At 71.9% G+C, this 16,373-nt stretch carries 13 protein-coding genes; 1 reads left to right on the forward strand and 12 read right to left on the reverse strand.

Annotation, left to right across the window (positions count from 1 at the left end; genetic code table 11):
• A partial coding sequence (locus tag ACOJTC_RS14395) for a M14 family metallopeptidase (protein WP_420117250.1) occupies positions 1-1,956 on the forward strand: 1,956 nt, incomplete at its 5' end.
• A 52-nt stretch (positions 1,957-2,008) separates the two neighbouring features.
• On the opposite strand, the gene ACOJTC_RS14400 is transcribed toward ACOJTC_RS14395, so the two are convergent.
• The 12 genes from ACOJTC_RS14400 to araB all read right to left on the reverse strand — a co-directional run.
• Positions 2,009-2,680, reverse strand: a complete 672-nt coding sequence (locus tag ACOJTC_RS14400) for a TcmI family type II polyketide cyclase (RefSeq protein ID WP_420117251.1) — start codon at positions 2,678-2,680, stop codon at positions 2,009-2,011.
• 16 nt (positions 2,681-2,696) lie between these two features.
• Complete coding sequence (locus ACOJTC_RS14405; RefSeq protein ID WP_420117252.1) at positions 2,697-3,986, reverse strand: cytochrome P450 family protein; 1,290 nt, start codon at positions 3,984-3,986, stop codon at positions 2,697-2,699.
• Positions 3,983-4,303 carry a putative quinol monooxygenase gene (locus tag ACOJTC_RS14410; protein ID WP_088644175.1) on the reverse strand — a complete coding sequence of 107 codons (321 nt, stop codon included), beginning with the start codon at positions 4,301-4,303 and terminating at the stop codon, positions 3,983-3,985. Before ACOJTC_RS14410 ends, ACOJTC_RS14405 begins: the two co-directional genes overlap by 4 nt.
• Entirely contained in the window at positions 4,300-6,579 is a 2,280-nt protein-coding gene (locus ACOJTC_RS14415) for an FAD-dependent oxidoreductase (RefSeq protein ID WP_420117253.1), read from the reverse strand. The genes ACOJTC_RS14410 and ACOJTC_RS14415 overlap by 4 nt, the downstream gene beginning before the upstream one ends.
• 249 nt (positions 6,580-6,828) lie before the next feature.
• Positions 6,829-7,851: a LacI family DNA-binding transcriptional regulator gene (locus tag ACOJTC_RS14420; protein WP_420117254.1), complete on the reverse strand. Its 1,023-nt coding sequence runs from the start codon at positions 7,849-7,851 to the stop codon at positions 6,829-6,831.
• A 6-nt stretch (positions 7,852-7,857) separates the two neighbouring features.
• Complete coding sequence (gene araA / locus ACOJTC_RS14425) at positions 7,858-9,363, reverse strand: L-arabinose isomerase (protein WP_420117255.1); 1,506 nt, start codon at positions 9,361-9,363, stop codon at positions 7,858-7,860.
• Positions 9,364-9,394: 31 nt separating this feature from the next.
• Positions 9,395-10,387 (reverse strand): galactofuranose ABC transporter, permease protein YjfF, encoded by a 993-nt coding sequence (yjfF, locus tag ACOJTC_RS14430; RefSeq protein WP_357935509.1) that lies wholly within the window; start codon positions 10,385-10,387, stop codon positions 9,395-9,397.
• The gene (locus tag ACOJTC_RS14435) at positions 10,384-11,454 is read right to left on the reverse strand and encodes an ABC transporter permease (RefSeq protein WP_377685321.1); all 1,071 of its coding nucleotides are present in this window, start codon (positions 11,452-11,454) and stop codon (positions 10,384-10,386) included. Before ACOJTC_RS14435 ends, yjfF begins: the two co-directional genes overlap by 4 nt.
• On the reverse strand, positions 11,451-12,998 hold the full coding sequence (locus ACOJTC_RS14440) for a sugar ABC transporter ATP-binding protein (protein ID WP_420117256.1): 1,548 nt from the start codon (positions 12,996-12,998) through the stop codon (positions 11,451-11,453). The genes ACOJTC_RS14435 and ACOJTC_RS14440 overlap by 4 nt, the downstream gene beginning before the upstream one ends.
• Positions 12,999-13,060: 62 nt before the next feature.
• On the reverse strand, positions 13,061-14,077 hold the full coding sequence (locus ACOJTC_RS14445) for an ABC transporter substrate-binding protein (protein ID WP_377685245.1): 1,017 nt from the start codon (positions 14,075-14,077) through the stop codon (positions 13,061-13,063).
• 166 nt (positions 14,078-14,243) lie between these two features.
• The gene (locus ACOJTC_RS14450; RefSeq protein ID WP_088644181.1) at positions 14,244-14,921 is read right to left on the reverse strand and encodes an L-ribulose-5-phosphate 4-epimerase; all 678 of its coding nucleotides are present in this window, start codon (positions 14,919-14,921) and stop codon (positions 14,244-14,246) included.
• A partial coding sequence (gene araB / locus ACOJTC_RS14455; RefSeq protein WP_420117257.1) for a ribulokinase occupies positions 14,918-16,373 on the reverse strand: 1,456 nt, incomplete at its 5' end. The genes ACOJTC_RS14450 and araB, both read right to left, overlap by 4 nt.

Below are 16,373 nucleotides of genomic sequence, written 5' to 3' on the forward strand. Positions count from 1 at the left end.
GACTACTACACCTCCGGCACCAACCAGGTGCTCTCGGTCGAGGCGAAGTGGGCCCAGGGGCAGACCTCCACCAGCACGTTGACCGTGGCCCGGGACAGCGGCCCCGGCACCGAGATCGGCTCCGGCGGCACCCAGAACATCACCCGGTTCGTCGACGCCGGGGTCTACCTCTACCACCGGGGGGCCGCCGCCGTCACCGCCCGCCCGCAGCGCATCCAGATCACCAGCCCCACCGGTGACGTGGCGGTCGCCGAGGTCAAGGAGTGGCTGCCGATCCCGGCCGACAGCCCGGAGGGCCCCGGCTACCAGAAGGACTTCGTCACCAGCTACCTCACCCCGACCGAGCTGTACGACCGGATCAAGCGGCTGGCCGACGCCTACCCGCAGCTCGCCGAGGTGGTGAAGCTGCCGTACCAGACCAACGGGTACCGGCGGAAGGCGCAGGTGGTGCTCGGTGGGACCAACGCCACCCGGGTCGCGGTCGACTCGCTCGCCTGGGGGCACGAGGGCGGCAACGACATCACCGTCGAACTGGCCGACCCGGGCGCGGCCGACCGGCCGCTTTCGGTCACGGTGACCGGCAAGGCCATCCGGGTCAGCCTGGGCACCGACGCCGCCGGCGCGGTGACCAGCACCGCCGCCCAGGTCGCCGCGGCGCTGACCGCCGAGGCGGGTGCGCTGGTCAGGGCGTACACCTATCGGGGTGACGCCGGGGCGGGCGTGGTCGCGCCGGTCGCGTCGACGCCGCTGACGGACAACCTGAAGGCACCGGCCGGGGTCTCCCGCGACCCGCACCCGGTGTACGCCATCCGGATCGGCAAGTACCGCGACGGCTCCCGCACCGGGGTGCTCGCCTACGCCCAGGAGCACGCCCGCGAGTGGGTCCCCCCGCTGGTGACCATCGAGACCGCCGAGCGGCTGCTGCGCAACCACGCCACCGACGAGAACACCAAGCAGCTGCTGCGCACCCTGGACATCTGGATCGTCCCGTCGATCAACCCGGACGGCGGGCACTACTCGTTCTACGACTACGCCTCGCAGCGGCGCAACATGACCAACCACTGTGCCCCGGGCGGTGCCACCGACGCGCTGGCCCGCAACTCGTGGGGGGTGGACAACAACCGCAACTACACCGAGTACAGCCTCTTCGACGGCTACTCGGGGGCGTCGGCGAGCTGCACCAGTGACACCTACGCGGGGCCGAGTGAGCTGTCCGAGCCGGAGAACCGCAACGTCGACTGGCTGGCGCAGCGGCCCAACATGAAGTTCTCGATGAACCTGCACTCCTCGGGCAACTACTTCATGTGGTCGCCGGGCGCGTACGCCACCCCGGGCCGGATCTCCGCGCCCCGGCCGACGCTGGCCGACGAGTCGTTCTTCTGGGGCGCGTCGTCGCGCATCCTCAACGCGATCAAGCGGCACCGCAACATGGCCGTCACCCCGGCACGGACCGGCCCGATCTCCGACGTGCTGTACTCGGCGGCGGGCAACTCCGGCGACATGCTCTGGTACAAGTACGGCATCTACGCCTGGAACTTCGAGGTGGGCACCAGTTTCCAGCCCACCTGGGAGGAGGCGCACCAGGAGACGATGGAGTTCAGCAACGGCCTGGTCGAGCTGCTGCGGGTGGCCCGGGACTTCGACAAGGACAAGAAGCGCCCGACCAGCACCCTGGCGGTCACGCCGAGCGCCACCGAGGGCTCGGTCAGCGTCCGGTTCGACGTCAGCGAGCCGGCAGCGGTGTTCTACACCCTCGACGGCTCCCGGCCGACGTTCGCATCCACCCTGTACGCCTCGGCGGGCATCCGGGAGGGGGGCGAGACGCTGACCGTCCCGGCCGGCACCAAGGTCCACTGGTTCTCGGTGGACGCGGCCGGCAACATCGAGCGCAACTACCGGCCGGACGACGACAGTTTGACCTTCAACCGGGGCTGGGCGACCCTGCCCACCGGCTGACGGACACACCGGCGGGGGCCCGCGCCCCGCGGGCCCCCGCCGGCCGACCGGCTCAGTCCTGCGCCCGCCACCGGTAGAACTCCGTCGCCACCGCGTCCGGCGGGCTGCCCCAGGTGTCCGGGTCGAACGGGCTGATGTACGGGCTGAGATCGTCCATGATCTTGGCGAACGCCGGCTGGTCGTGGCCCTGCCGCACGGCCCCGTCGAACGCCTCCCCGACCCGCTCCAGCACGTGCAGGTAGACGTCGTCGATCGAGTACAGCCACCGCCCGGTGACCCCCATCGTGGCCGGCAGCGGGCCCGCGTCGGACTCGGCGAAGATCTGCGCCACCGTGGCTTCCGCGCCCGGCTTGATCCGGGCCACGATGACCGTCCGGCTCGGCTCGCCCCCGGCGGCCGGCGGGTCGGCCGACGCCCATGAGTAGAACTCCTTCGCCACCGAGTCCGACGGGTTCCTCCAGTCCCTCGGGTAGGGCGTCACGTACGGGGCGATCTGCTCGGCGATCTGCTGGAAGGCCGGCAGGCCCCGGGTCTGCCCGGTCACCCGCGGGTCCGCGTTCCGCTCGATCAGGTGGATGTAGAGGCCGTGGAAGGACAGCAGGGTCCGCCCGACCACGCCCAGGTCCTGCGGGCGGGTGGTCCGGTCGTAGTACCCGAACACGTCGGCGACGGTCTGCTCGCTGCCCGGCACCATGCGACAGACGATCACGTTGCGGAAGGTCATCGGAACTCCTCGGGATTCAGGCGGTACGGGTCGGCTCGGTGGGGCGGGGACGACTGGCCGGCGGTGGCGACACCGGCGGGGCGGAGGGGGCGAACCGGACCGGCAGCTCCAGCAGGCCCCGGAACGGGGACGCCGCCGGCAACCGGCGCAGCTCGGCGGGCGGCACGGCCAGGCGCAACCCGGGCAGCCGGCGCAGCAGCGCCGCCAGGCCGATCTGGGCCTCCATCCGGGCCAGCGACACACCGAGGCAGTAGTGCACGCCGTGACCGAAACCCAGGTGCGGGCCCCGGACCCGGCGCAGGTCCAGCCGGTCCGGGTCGACGAAGTGCGTCGGATCGTGGTTGGCCGCGTTGAGCACCACGCCGACGATCGACCCGGCCGGGATGCGCACCCCGCCGTACTCGACGTCCTCGGTGGCGACCCGGGGGCTGGCCACCGGCAGCGGGCCGTCGAAGCGCAGCAGCTCCTCGATCGCCGAGGGCAGCAGCTCCGGGGTGTCGCGCAGCAGGTCGAGCTGGTCGGGGTGGGTCAGCAGGGCCACCGTCGCGTTGCCCAGGAAGTCGGCGGTGGTCTGGTGCCCGGCGAACAGCAGCAGGAAGGTGGTGGTGACCAGCTCCGCCTCGGACAGGCTGCCGTCCTGGTCGCAGGCGTCGATCAACGCGCTGATCATGTCGTCGGCCGGGGCGACCCGCTTGGCGGCCACCAGTTCCGCCAGGTAGTGGTGCAGCCTCACCTGCGCCTCGCCGACCGCCGCCCGTTCCTGCGCCGGCGGTCGCCGCGACGACCCGGAGGTACGGATCACCTGGGTCCAGTCCAGCACCCGGTCCTGGTCGGCCCGGGGCACCCCGAGCAGTTCGCAGATCACCACCATCGGCAGCGGGATCGCGAAGTCGTGCATCAGCTCGGCCCGGCCCTGGGCGACGAACCCGTCGATCAGGTCGTCGACGATCTGCCGTACCCGGGGGCGCAACGCCTCGATCCGGCGGGGTGCGAACGCCTGCGACACCAGCCGGCGCAGCCGGGTGTGCTCCGGCGGGTCCGAGTTGAGCATGTTCCGGTTCAGCGCCTCGGAGTTCGGGCCGAAGATCTGCAGGTAGTGCTGCCCGGGGCCGTAGAGGTCCTTGGACAGCCGGGGGTCGGTCAGCGCCGTACGCGCGTCGTCGAACCGGGTCAGCAGGTAGGAGTCGAACCGGGGTGAGCTGACCGGGCAGACCGGCGCGTCCGCGCGCAGCCGGGCGAAGGACGGGTAGGGGTCGACGGCGAACTGCTCGGTGTAGAGCTGTGCGGCGGGCAGCGGCTCGGTCATCTCGTCTCCTCGGGCGCGCTGGGCATGCTGTGCAGCACCTGGTAGGTGTGTCGTTCGGCGGATTCCCGCAGGTCGCGTACCACCCGCAGCAGCCGGTCGCGGTGCTCGCTGCGGCCGAAGGCGTCCAACCGTTCCCGGTCCGCCCAGTCGCTGATGATCAGGTAGCTGCGCGGGTCGTCGGCGTCGCGGACGAGGTCCTGGCGCAGGCACCCGTCGAGCTGCCGGATCTGCTCCGCCGCCGAGAGCCACTCCGCCTCGAACCGCTCCGCGCAGCCCTCCCGGGTACGCATGGCGAGCACCGTGCGCACGGGCGTCATCGCGCACCACCGAAGACCAGGTGCAGGTTCTTGCGCAGCGCGTCGGCGTCGATCGGCTGGCTGCGGAAGCCGACGTGCCCGTCCGGGCGGATCAGGTACAGGGCGGTGCCGGTCACCCCGTACCCGGTGCGGAACTCGCCCCCGGCGTCGACCACCACCGGCGGTGCGGGCAGCCCCGGCACCTCGGCGTCCGGGCTGACCAGCAGGTACGCGTCGACCTCACCCCGGGTGAGGGCGCGGACGTCGGCGCAGAGCCCCGGCACGGCGGCCACCGCCACCGGGTCGGCCGAGGCGTCGGCGTAGAGCAGCAGGGTGTGCCGGGGGCCGGCGGTCAGGTCACGCAGCCGCAGCGGATGCCCCACCCCCTGCCGCCGCAACCCGCCCAGGTCGGGGGCGCGGTCGCCGGGACGCGGGCCGGCCCGCAGCCCGTCCGGGTCGGTGACGCACTCGCCGACCAGTGGACTGTCGGTGTAGCTGAGCAACATGGACATCTCCTGGAGGAACTGCCGCTCCAGGTCGGCGCGGTCCAGTTCGTCGGTGAACGCCATCCGTACCGCGCGGCCGACGATCTCCTCGCCCTCCGGGCGGCGTTCGGCCTCGTAGCTGTCGAGCAGGCCGGGGGCGGCGATCCCGCGTACCGCCAGCGCCACCTTCCAGGCCAGGTTCCAGGCGTCCTGGATGCCGGTGTTCATCCCCTGTCCCCCGGCCGGCGGGTGCAGGTGGGCGGCGTCCCCGGCGACGAAGACCCGGCCGTGGCCGTACCGGTCGACGATGCCGTGGCTGATCCGGAACACCGACGACCAGCGCAGGTTCGCCGCCCGGGTGCCCGGTGGGGCCAACCGGGTGAGCGCCGCCTGCACGTCGTCGAGGGTCGGTTCGGCCAGCTCCTCGCTGAACCCGGGCGGGGCGTCCCGGCCGCCGGTCTGGGCGAAGAACCGGGGCGGCGCGAGGGTCGCGATCCGGTACCGGCCCTCCCCGCGCAGCGGGACGCAGACCAGCATGCCGTCCATCTGCCCGTCGGTCTCGTGCAGGAACCGCAGCAGGTGCCCGTCGGGCATGTCCCAGTTCACGTCGACGTCGGCGAGCATGAACAGTTGCGGGAACCTGCCCAGCCCACCGGAGAACGTCAACCCGAGCAGGTCACGGACCCGGCTGTGCGCGCCGTCCGCGCCGATCAGGTACTGCGCCCGGACGGTACGGATGCTACCGTCGGCGAGGGTGAGGGTGGCCAGCACGCCGTCCGAGCCCTGGGTGAACCCGGTCAGCTCCGCGCCGCGCTGCGGTCGGACGCCGAGGGTGGCCAGCCGTTCGGTGAGGATGCGCTCGGTCTCGTACTGGGGCAGGCCCAGGTGCGCGTACGGCAGGCCGGGGAGTTCCCAGCTCATCCGGTGGGTCTGCGTGCCGTTGACGAACACCATGTTGCCGGTCAGCCAGCTGCCGGCGTCCATCGCCTCCCGCACGATGCCCTGCTCCGCCCAGATCTCCATGGTGCGGCAGTGCACGCCGATCGCCTTGTCGGCCTGGCCGGGCGGGGCGACCGACCTCTCCACCACCCGGCAGTCGATGCCGCGCCGGGCCAGCTCGACGGCGGCGGTCAGCCCGGTCGGCCCCGCCCCGACGATGAGTACGTCCGTTGTCGTGTGCACGTCGGTCTCCCTACCGGTACTGGCTGCCCGGTCGGCGCCGGGACGGGTCGTGGGGTGGAACAGTCGGCGGCGGAAGTCGAGCAGGAACGGCGCGATCGGCCCGGCCTCCTCCCGCGCGTGGGCCGGATTGGCGACCCAGCGGTGGAACTCCGCCGCGCAACGCCACTCGGCGAAGATGTGGTGGACGTCCGAGTCGGGCTCGCGCAGCAGCTCCTCGCGCAGGTAGCCGGGGACCCCGGCCATCCGGGCGGTCACCTCGGCGTGGCCCCGGTGGAACTCGGCGAGCCGGTCGGCCGGGACGGTGACCTCGACGTCCACCAGGAGCGTCGGGTCCCCGTCCGGCTCGTCGCGCATCACCCGGTGGTCGTCGGCGGCGGCCGGTTCGCACCCGTCGCGCAGCGCGGCGGCGAGGCGGGCGGCCACCGGGCCGTTCTCGTAGTCGCGCAGGGCGTCGTCGTCGGCCCACTCGGTGGCGAGCACGAACGTGTGCGGGTCGTTGGCGTCGAGGAACAGCTCCCGGCGCAGGTTGCCGGGCAGTGCGCCGATCTGCGCCGCGGCCGTCCGCCACGCCGACCGGACGCGCTGTTCGGCGCCGGGACGCGCGCGGACCCGGAGCATTGTCCTGATCATGGGGTCTCCCTTGACGGCCTGCCCGAGACGGGGGTCCCGACCGCCGGCACACCCGCACCGGCCGTCGCCGTCCGACCCTGTCGCAGCGCACGTCACCCCGCCGTCACCGGCGGGCCGACCCGGGTCGCCGCGCGTTGACGCCAGCGGGACGACCCACCGGCCCGGCTCAGGGGCGCACTGCCACCACCGGGTACGGGTCGCGGGGCGGCACCGCGCAGCCGAAGGGGCCCGCCGACGCGGGCGGGCGGGTCAGGGGCGGCGGTTGCCGCTGCTCGCGCGGACGACGAGCTCCGGCTCGACCTGGGGGCGGGGGGTGCCCGCGCCGGTGCCGTCGAAGAGCTCCAGCAGGGCCGCCACGCACCGGCGGCCGACCTCGTCGAAGTCCTGCCGCACGGTGGTCAACGGCGGGGAGAGGTACTCGGCCTCGGGGATGTCGTCGAAGCCGACGACGCTGACGTCCTCGGGAATCCGCGCGCCCCCCTGGTGCAGGGCGCGCCGCAGGCCGAGCGCCGGGTGGTCGTTGGCGCAGAACACCGCCGTCACGTCGGGGCGCTCCACCAGGGACTGCCCCAGCTCGTAGCCGGCCCGGGGGCTCCAGTCGCCGACGATGACCGGTGGGACGCGGCGACCCGCCTGCTCCAGGGTCTGCCGCCAGCCGTCGACCCGGTCCCGGGCCTCCAACCAGTCCCGGGGCCCGGCGATGTGCCAGACCGTCTCGTGGCCGAGGTCGAGCAGGTGCCGCACCGCCAGCCGGGCGCCGGCCACCTGGTCGACGGAGATGCTGGGCAGTTCGCCGCGTTCCCCGCTGGCCTCGACGACCACGGCGGGCACCCCGGTGGGCAGGCCGTGCACGGCGACCGACGCCGTCATCATCGGGGTGATGACGACGACGCCGGCCACCGACTGCTCGGTCAGCGCGTCGATGGCCGAGCGCATCCCGCTACGGTCCAGCCGCTCCAGGGTGACGATGCTGATGCCGTACCCGGCGGCGCGGGCCGCCCGTTCGATGCCCAGCAGCGTGGCCGCCGGCCCGAACAGGATGGTGTCGAAGCTGACCACGCCGATGACCCGGGAACGGCGGCCGGCCAACCCCCGGGCCAGGGCGTTGGGCCGGTAGTTGAGCTGGTGCACGGCACGCAGCACCCGTTCCCGGGTCTCCGGCCGAACGCTCGGGTGGTTGTTGAGCACCCGGGACACGGTCTGGTGCGACACCCCGGCGAGTTGCGCGACGTCGCTCATCACCGCGGCGCGTTCGGGCCGCTGCTGGCCCATGGCGGGTCAGAAACCCCGGGCCAGGCGGTAGTAGGCCTGGTTCCAGCGCAGCTCGTCGGCGAACCGGCGGGGGGTCGTGTCGGCGTCGATGACGACCAGCTCGGTGCTGACCATCTCGGCGAGGTCGTGCAGCTCCTCGACGCCGACGGCCTGGGACAGCACCGTGTGGTGCGGGGCGCCGGCGGTGAGCCAGGCCTCCGCCGACCCGGCCAGGTCCGGCCGGGGCCGCCACACCGCGCGGGCGACCGGCAGCTTCGGCAGCGGGTACGGCGGCGCGACCACGTCGATCTCGTTGGCGACCAGCCGGAACCGCTCCCCCATGTCGGCCAGGCCGAGCACCACGGCCGGGCCGGGCTGGGCGTCGAAGACCAACCGGACCGGGTCCTCCCGGCCGCCGATGCCCAGCGGGTGGATCTCGACGTTCGGAGTGGCCGCCGCGATGGTCGGGCAGACCTCCAGCATGTGCGCCCCGAGCACCAGTTCCCGGCCGGGGGTGAGGTCGTAGGTGTAGTCCTCCATGAACGAGGTGCCGCCGGTGGTGCCGACGGACATCGACTTGAGCGTGCGCACCAGCACCGAGGTCTTCCAGTCGCCCTCGCCGCCGAAGCCGTACCCGTCGGCCATCAACCGCTGCACCGCGAGGCCGGGCAACTGCCGCAGCCCGCCGAGGTCCTCGAAGTTGGTGGTGAAGGCGCGGAAGCCACCGGCGTCGAGGAAGTCGCGCAGCCCCGCCTCGATCCGGGCGGCGTAGCGCAGCGAGTCGTGCCGGTCGCCACCGGGGCGCAGCGCGTCGACCAGCCGGTAGCTGCCGTCGTACTCCTTGACCAGGTCGTCGATGCGGGCGTCGGCGACCGCGTCGACGGCCTCGACCAGGTCGTTGACCCCGTAGGTGTTCACCGACACGCCGAAGCGCAGCTCGGCCTCGACCTTGTCGCCCTCGGTGACCGCCACGTCGCGCATGTTGTCGCCGAAGCGGGCCAGCCGCAGCGAGCGCATCTCGGCGTGCCCGATCGCGGCCCGGGTCCACGCGCCGATCCGGGCGGCGACCCGGGGGTCGCTGACGTGCCCGGCTACGGTCTTGCGGGCGACACCGAGCCGGGTCTGGACGTACCCGAACTCCCGGTCGCCGTGGGCGGCCTGGTTGAGGTTCATGAAGTCCATGTCGATCTCGGACCAGGGCAGTTCCACGTTGGCCTGGGTGTGCAGGTGCAGCAGCGGGGTGCGCAGCGCGTCCAACCCGGAGATCCACATCTTGGCCGGGGAGAACGTGTGCATCCAGGCGATCACCCCGACCGCGCCCTGTACGGCGGCGTCGCGGCAGACGGCGAGGATCTCGGCGCTGGAGGTCAGCACCGGCTTCCAGACCACCCGGGCCGGGACGGCCGGGTCGGCGTCGAGTCGTTCGGCGATCCGCCGGGACTGCTCGGCCACCTGGCGCAGGGTCTCCGGGCCGTACAGGCCCTGGCTGCCGGTGAGGAACCAGACCTCGGCGACCGGGGATGGGTTGGTCATGGGCGTTGCCTTCCGGTGGGGCTGGCGAGGGTTACTTGGTACGGATGCCGACGAGGCGTTGGAGCAGGATGAACACGAACAGCAGGCCACCAATGACGATCTTGGTCCACCACGAGTTGAGGGTGCCGTCGAAGGTGATCAACGTCTGGATGATGCTGAGCACCAGCACCCCGAGCAGGGTGCCGAAGATGTAGCCGGACCCGCCGGTGAGCAGGGTGCCGCCGATGACGACCGCCGCGATCACGTCCAGTTCCATGCCCACCGCGATGAGCGGGGCACCCGACAGGGTGTAGAAGGACAGCAGGATGCCGCCGATCGCCGAGCAGAGCCCGCTGATCGTGTAGACCGCGATCTTCGTACGGCCCACCGGCAGGCCCATCAGCAGCGCGGACTGCTGGTTGCCGCCGATGGCGTACACGTTGCGGCCCAGCCGGGTGTACGCCAGCACGGCCGCCGCCACGGCCACCACCGCGACGGCGATCAGCGCGCCGACCGAGACGAAGTTCTCGCCGAGGTGGATGCGGTGCTGGGCGGTGCTGGTCCAGAAGCCGTCGGTGATCGGGATCGAGGTGGTGCTGATCCAGGTGCACACACCCCGGGCGAAGAACATCCCGGCGAGGGTGACGATGAAGGGTTGGATGTCGAAGAAATGGATCACGCAGCCCATCGCGAAGCCGAGGATCGGGCCGATCAGCAGCGCGATCACCAGCACCACGGCGGGGTGCAGCCCGTTGCCCAGCAACGAGGCCGACACCATCGCGGTCATCGCCACCACCGACCCGACCGACAGGTCGATGCCGCCGGTGAGGATCACGAAGGTCATCCCGACCGCGACGACCAGCAGGAAGCCGTTGTCGATGAAGACGTTGAAGACGACCTGGATGTTGGAGAACGCCTGGTACTGCGAAACACCGATGGAGTACATCACCAGCAGCAGGGCTGCGGTGGCGAGCACCGGTACGTGCCGGGGTGGCACCCGCCACCAGGCACGCCCCGGGCGGGCGGCCAACGGGGTCGTGGTCATGCCGGAACCTGCTCCTTCTCTGTGCCGACCGGCTCCACCGGCGTGACCGGGACGCTGCGCCGACGGCGGAACCGCGCCCGGAAGGCCGGGGCCTGGATGAGACAGACCACGATCACCACGACCGCCTTGAACAGCAGGGACGTCTGCGGGTCGATGTTCATGGCGTAGACCGAGGTGGTCAGGGTCTGGATGAGCAGCGCGCCGACCACGGTGCCACCGAGGTAGAACCGGCCGCCGGCCAGCGCGGTGCCGCCGATGACCACGGCCAGGATGGCGTCCAGCTCGACCCAGAGGCCGACCGCGTTGCCGTCGGCGCTGGAGACGTTGGCCGTCATCATGAACCCGGCGATGGCGGCGCAGGCGGCGCTCACCACGTACACCAGGAAGGTGATCCGGCGGGAGCGGATGCCGGCCAGCCGGCTGGCCTCGGCGTTCCCGCCGACCGACTCGATGATCATGCCGAGCGCGGTACGCCGGGTCAGCACCGCCACCAGCACGGTCACCGCGAGGGCGATGACGATGGCGAACGGCAGGGTCAGCACGTGCCCCACCCCGATCACCTTGTACGGCCCGCTGTTGATGGTGATGATCTGCCCCTCGGCGATCAGCTGGGCGAGCCCCCGGCCGGCCACCATCAGGATCAGCGTGGCGATGATCGGTTGGATGCCGATCCCGGCGACCAGGATGCCGTTCCAGGCCCCGAGCACCAGGGCGACGCCGAAGCCGAGGGCCACCGCGGTGAGCACCACGCCCAGGCTGTTCTGGTCGGGCTGCTCGCTGATGTAGAGGCAGGCGACCGCGCCGGCGACCGCCGCCACCGCGCCCACCGACAGGTCGATGCCGCCGGTGGCGATCACCAGGGACATGCCCAGGGCGACCAGGATCAGCGGGGCGCTGAGCCGGACGATGTCGATCAGGCTGCCGTAGAGGTGGCCGTTCTTCAGCTCGACCGACAGGAAGCTCGGCCGGTAGACGGCGTTCGCCACCAGCAGCAGCACCAGCACCACGAGCGGCCAGAACAGCCGGTGACCGGTGATGCCCGCAGCGCGGGCCCGTACGGTGCTCATGCCGGTACCGACCCTTCCTGGGAACTGCCGCTGGCGATGACCTGCATGACGCGGGCGGCATCGAGGGTGTCGTCGTTGGTGATCTCGGTGACCAGCTGCCGGTCCCGCATGACGGCGACCTTGTGGCTCAGCCGCAGCACCTCCTCCAGTTCGGCGGAGATGAACAGCACCGCCATCCCACCGTCGGAGAGCTGCGCGACCAGGCGCTGGATCTCGGTCTTGGCACCGATGTCGATGCCCCGGGTCGGTTCGTCGAGGATCAGCAGCCGGGGTTCGGTGATCAGCCACCGGGCCAGCAGCACCTTCTGCTGGTTGCCGCCGGACAGGTTGCGCACCGGCATCTCCGGATCGGCCGGCCGGATGCTCAACGCCTTGATCCAGTGCTGGACCAGCTCGTCCTGCCGGCGACGCGGCAACGGCCGCAGCCAGCCCCGGGCCGCCTGCATGGCGAGGATGATGTTCTCCCGCACCGACAGCTCGCCGACCAGTCCCTCGGTGCGGCGGTTCTCGGAGCAGAACGCGATGTCCCGGTCGATGGCGGCCACCGGGTTGCGGATCGTCACCGGGGTGCCGTCCACGCAGAGCCGGCCGGCGTCGGCGCGGTCCGCGCCGAAGAACAACCGGGCCACCTCGGTACGTCCCGAGCCGAGCAGACCGGCCAGGCCGACCACCTCGCCCTGGTGGATGGTGAGGCTGAACGGGGCGACGGAACCGGACCGACCGAGCCCGTCGGCCGCCACCAGCGGGGTGCCCGACTCCAGGGCCGCCCGGTCCTCGCCGCTGGTCGCCTCGTCGAGGCGTTCCAGGGCGTCCAGCTCCTTGCCGATCATCTTCTCCACCAGCGCGATCTGGGGCAGTTCGCTGGTCAGGTACTCGCCGACGAGCCGGCCGTTGCGCAGCACGGTGATCCGGTCGGCGATGGCGTAGACCTGGTCGAGGAAGTGGGTGACGAAGATGATCGCGATGCCGTCGTCGCGCAGCTGCCGCATGATCCGCATCAGCTGGGCCACCTCGTCGGCGTCCAGGCTGGAGGTCGGCTCGTCGAGGATCAGCACCCGGGCCCGGATGTCGACGGCGCGGGCGATGGCGACCATCTGCTGCACGGCCAGCGAGTAGTTGCCGAGCAGTTCGGTGACGTCGATGTCCAGGTCGATGCGGGCGAGCAGGTCCTTGGCCCCGCGGCGCATCTCGCGCCAGTTGACCGCGCCGAAGCGGCGCGGCTCCCGGCCGATGTAGATGTTCTCCGCGACCGACAGGTTCGGCAGGAGGTTGACCTCCTGGTAGACGGTGCTCACCCCGGCGGCGGTGGCCTGCATCGGGCCGGAGAAGGAGACCTGTGCGCCGTCGAGGGTGATGGTGCCGGAATCGGTGCCGTAGACGCCGGTCAGCACTTTGATGAGGGTTGACTTCCCGGCGCCGTTCTCGCCCATCAGGGCGTGCACCTCACCGGGAAAGAGCCGCAGGTCGACGCCGTCGAGGGCGCGGACCCCGGGGAAGATCTTGCTGATCGCGGTCATCGTCAGGACCGGATGCCTCTCCGACATCCCACCGAACCTTTCGTCGGAAGCGGAGGCCGCCGCGCCGAACGCGGCGGCCTCCGGTCGGATCAGTACTTCCGGTTGGGCAGGGCCGCCTTGGCCTGCTCCTGGGTGAAGGTGGTCTCCTCGGTCTCGACCCGGGCGGGGACCTCCTCGCCAGCCTTGACCTTCTTGGCCAGGTCCATCAGCTGCGGGCCGAGCAGCGGGCTGCACTCCGCGATGAAGTTGAACTTGCCGTCGGCAAGCGCCTGCATGCCGTCCTTGACCGCGTCGATGGTGATGATGGTGATGTCCTTGCCGGGCGTCTTGCCCGCCGCGGTGATCGCCTCCAGCGCGCCCAGGCCCATGTCGTCGTTGTGCGCGAAGAGCACGTCGATCTTCGGGTTGGCCTTGAGGAACTGCTCCATGACCTGCTTGCCGCCGGCCCGGGTGAAGTCACCGCTCTGCGAGGCGACGACCTTCAGGTTGGGGTTGGCGGCGATCGCCTCGGCGAAGCCCTTCTTGCGGTCGTTGGCCGGCGCCGAACCGGTGGTGCCCTGCAGCTCGACGATGTTGACCGGACCGGCCGCGGACGCCTTCTCCTTGACCAGCCACTCGCCCGCGAGCTTGCCCTCCTTGACGAAGTCCGAGCCGATGAAGGTCTTGTAGAGGCTCTTGTCGGCCGAGTCCACGGCCCGGTCGGTCAGGATCACCGGGATCTTGGCGTCCTTGGCCTCCTTGAGCACGGTGTCCCAACCCGACTCCACCACCGGCGAGAAGGCGATCACGTCGACCTTCTGCTGGATGAAGTTGCGGATCGCCTTGATCTGGTTCTCCTGCTTGCCCTGCGCGTCGTCGAACTTCAGCTCGTAGCCGGCCTCGGCGGCCGACTCCTTGATCGAGTTGGTGTTCGCCGTGCGCCAGCCGCTCTCCGCACCGACCTGCGAGAAGCCGATGACGAGCTTGCCGTTGCCGCTGCCGCCGCTGCTCTTGTCGTCGCCGCCGGTGTCGCTGTTGCCGCAGCCGGCGAGTCCGCCGGCCAGCAGGCCGACGGCGAGCATCGCGCCGAGGCCGCGCCGGGTGAGGGTAATACCGGTCTTCGCCATGTGAAGACTCCTTGTACGGGGATGAGGTGGGGGATGGTGCGTGCGCGGAAGGACCGGCCGGCACGGCACGCCGGACGGACCGGACCTTCCAGGGGTGGTGCATCGGGTTGCGGTGGATCGACCGGTCCGCCGGGGCGGAGCGGTGGCGAGGACGGGCGGTCGGGCGTTACGGCCCCGACTGCCCGTAGACGTTCTGGTAGCGGTCGTAGAGGGAGTCGATGTCGGCCTGGGCCATCGGCACCGGGGTGCCGAGCGTCCGGGCCAGGTGGGCGGTGCGGGCCACGTCCTCGCACATCACGGCGGCCTTCACCGCCGCGCGGGCGTCCCGGCCGATGGTGAACACGCCGTGGTTGCGCATCAGCACCGCCGGTGAGCGGTGCCCGGACAGGGTCGCCACGATGCCCTTGCCGATGTCGTCCCCGCCGATGAGCGCGAACGGACCGACCGGGATCTCGCCGCCGAACTCGTCGGCCTGGGCGGTGAGGTTGCACGGGATCGCCTCGCCGCAGGCGGCCCAGGCGGTGGCGTACCCGCTGTGGGTGTGCACCACGCCGCCGACCTCGGGCATCGCCCGGTAGACGTAGGCGTGGGCGGCGGTGTCGCTGGACGGCGAGAGGTCGCCGTCGACCACGACACCGTCGAGGTCACAGACGATCATGTTGTCGGGCCGCAGGTCGTCGTAGGACACCCCGCTCGGCTTGATCACCATCAGCTCCCGGCCGGGCACCCGGGCCGAGACGTTGCCGGCCGTCCAGGCCACCAGGTTGTAGCGCACCAGCTCGCCGTGCAGGGTGGCCACCTGCTCGCGCAGCCGGGCCACCTCGGCGTCGAGGTCGAGGGTCATGCCGGCACCTCCAGGGGGTCGGTGGTCGGTTCGGCGGCGGGCGCGACTGCCGGACGGCGGGCGGCGTTGCGGATCGCCCGCAGCCGCAGCAGCACGTCGTCGCCGCCCCGGCCGAAGTGGTCGTGCAACCGGCGGTACTCGGCGTAGAGGGCGTCGTAGGCGTCGGCGCGCTCCGGGTCGGGCCGGTAGACCTCGCGGTCGACCCGGCCCATCGCCGCCGAGGCGGTCGGCACGTCGGGGTACGCGCCGGCCGCGACCGCCGCGTGGATCGCCGAGCCCAGGGCCGGGCCCTGCGCCGAGCCGATGATGCCCAGCGGACGCCGGGTCACGTCGGCGTAGATCTGCATCAGCAGGCTGTTGCCGGTCAGCCCACCGGCCACGATCAGCTCGTCGACCGGGACGCCCGCCTCGGCGAACGCCTCGATGATCATGCGGGTGCCGAACGCGGTGGACTCCAGCAGCGCGCGGTAGACGTCCGGCGGCCGGGTTGCCAGGGTCAGCCCGACGAGCACCCCGCTGAGGTCGTGGTTGACCAGCAGCGACCGGTTGCCGTTCCACCAGTCCAGGGCGACCAGGCCGTGCGCGCCGACCGGCTGGGCGGCGGCGGCCTCGGTCAGCGCCTCGTGCGAGTCGAAGCCGGCGGGGGCCGCGTGCTTGACGTACCAGCCGAAGATGTCGCCGACGCCGCTCTGGCCGGCCTCGTAGCCCCAGGAACCGGCGCTGATCCCGCCGTCGACCACGCCGCACATGCCGGCGACCTCGGCCCGCTCGGTACCGTTGACCACGAGGCAGGTGGAGGTGCCCATGATGGCGACCAGCCGGCCGGGGGTCAGCGCCTGCGCGGCGGCGGCGGTGACGTGGGCGTCGACGTTGCCGACGGCCACCGCGATCCCCTCCGGCAGCCCGGTCCAGGCGGCGGCCTGCGCGGTGAGGCCGCCGGCCCGCGTGCCGAGCTGCGCCAGCGGCCCGTCGATCTTGGCGACGAAGTCGGCGAAGCCCGGGTTCAGCGCGGACAGGTACGCTGGCGACGGGTAGTGGCCGTCCTGGAGCAGCCCCTTGTAGCCCGCGGTGCAGACGTTACGGGTCTCGACGCCGCACAGCTGCCAGACGATCCAGTCGGCGGCCTCGATCCAGCGCTCGGCGCGGGCGTAGATCTCCGGGTCCTCCTCCAGCAGCTGCAGCCCCTTGGCGTACTGCCACTCGGCGGAGATCTTGCCGCCGTAGCGGCCGATCCACGGCTCGTTGCGGGCGTGGGCCAGCTCGTTGATCCGGTCCGCCTGGGGCTGGGCCGCGTGGTGCTTCCACAGCTTGACCCAGGCGTGCGGCCGGGTACGCAGGTCGGGCAGCTCGCACAGCGGCGTGCCGTCGGCCAGGGTGGGCAGCACGGTGCAGGCGGTGAAGTCGATGCCGATGGCGACCACCTGGGCCGGGTCGACGCCGCTCTCGGCGAGC

Source organism: Micromonospora sp., from assembly GCF_048594385.1.
Taxonomy (GTDB): Bacteria; Actinomycetota; Actinomycetes; order Mycobacteriales; family Micromonosporaceae; genus Micromonospora; species Micromonospora wenchangensis.

What these genes read in the sequence shown, in the direction of transcription:
- ACOJTC_RS14420 (WP_420117254.1), bottom strand. Translation starts at nt 7,851, where the DNA reads ATGGGCCAGCAGCGGCCCGAACGCGCCGCGGTGATGAGCGACGTCGCG.
- araA (WP_420117255.1), bottom strand. Translation starts at nt 9,363, where the DNA reads ATGACCAACCCATCCCCGGTCGCCGAGGTCTGGTTCCTCACCGGCAGC.
- ACOJTC_RS14415 (WP_420117253.1), bottom strand. Translation starts at nt 6,579, where the DNA reads ATGATCAGGACAATGCTCCGGGTCCGCGCGCGTCCCGGCGCCGAACAG.
- ACOJTC_RS14405 (WP_420117252.1), bottom strand. Translation starts at nt 3,986, where the DNA reads ATGACCGAGCCGCTGCCCGCCGCACAGCTCTACACCGAGCAGTTCGCC.
- ACOJTC_RS14400 (WP_420117251.1), bottom strand. Translation starts at nt 2,680, where the DNA reads ATGACCTTCCGCAACGTGATCGTCTGTCGCATGGTGCCGGGCAGCGAG.
- ACOJTC_RS14450 (WP_088644181.1), bottom strand. Translation starts at nt 14,921, where the DNA reads ATGACCCTCGACCTCGACGCCGAGGTGGCCCGGCTGCGCGAGCAGGTG.
- ACOJTC_RS14440 (WP_420117256.1), bottom strand. Translation starts at nt 12,998, where the DNA reads ATGTCGGAGAGGCATCCGGTCCTGACGATGACCGCGATCAGCAAGATC.
- yjfF (WP_357935509.1), bottom strand. Translation starts at nt 10,387, where the DNA reads ATGACCACGACCCCGTTGGCCGCCCGCCCGGGGCGTGCCTGGTGGCGG.
- ACOJTC_RS14410 (WP_088644175.1), bottom strand. Translation starts at nt 4,303, where the DNA reads ATGACGCCCGTGCGCACGGTGCTCGCCATGCGTACCCGGGAGGGCTGC.
- ACOJTC_RS14445 (WP_377685245.1), bottom strand. Translation starts at nt 14,077, where the DNA reads ATGGCGAAGACCGGTATTACCCTCACCCGGCGCGGCCTCGGCGCGATG.
- ACOJTC_RS14435 (WP_377685321.1), bottom strand. Translation starts at nt 11,454, where the DNA reads ATGAGCACCGTACGGGCCCGCGCTGCGGGCATCACCGGTCACCGGCTG.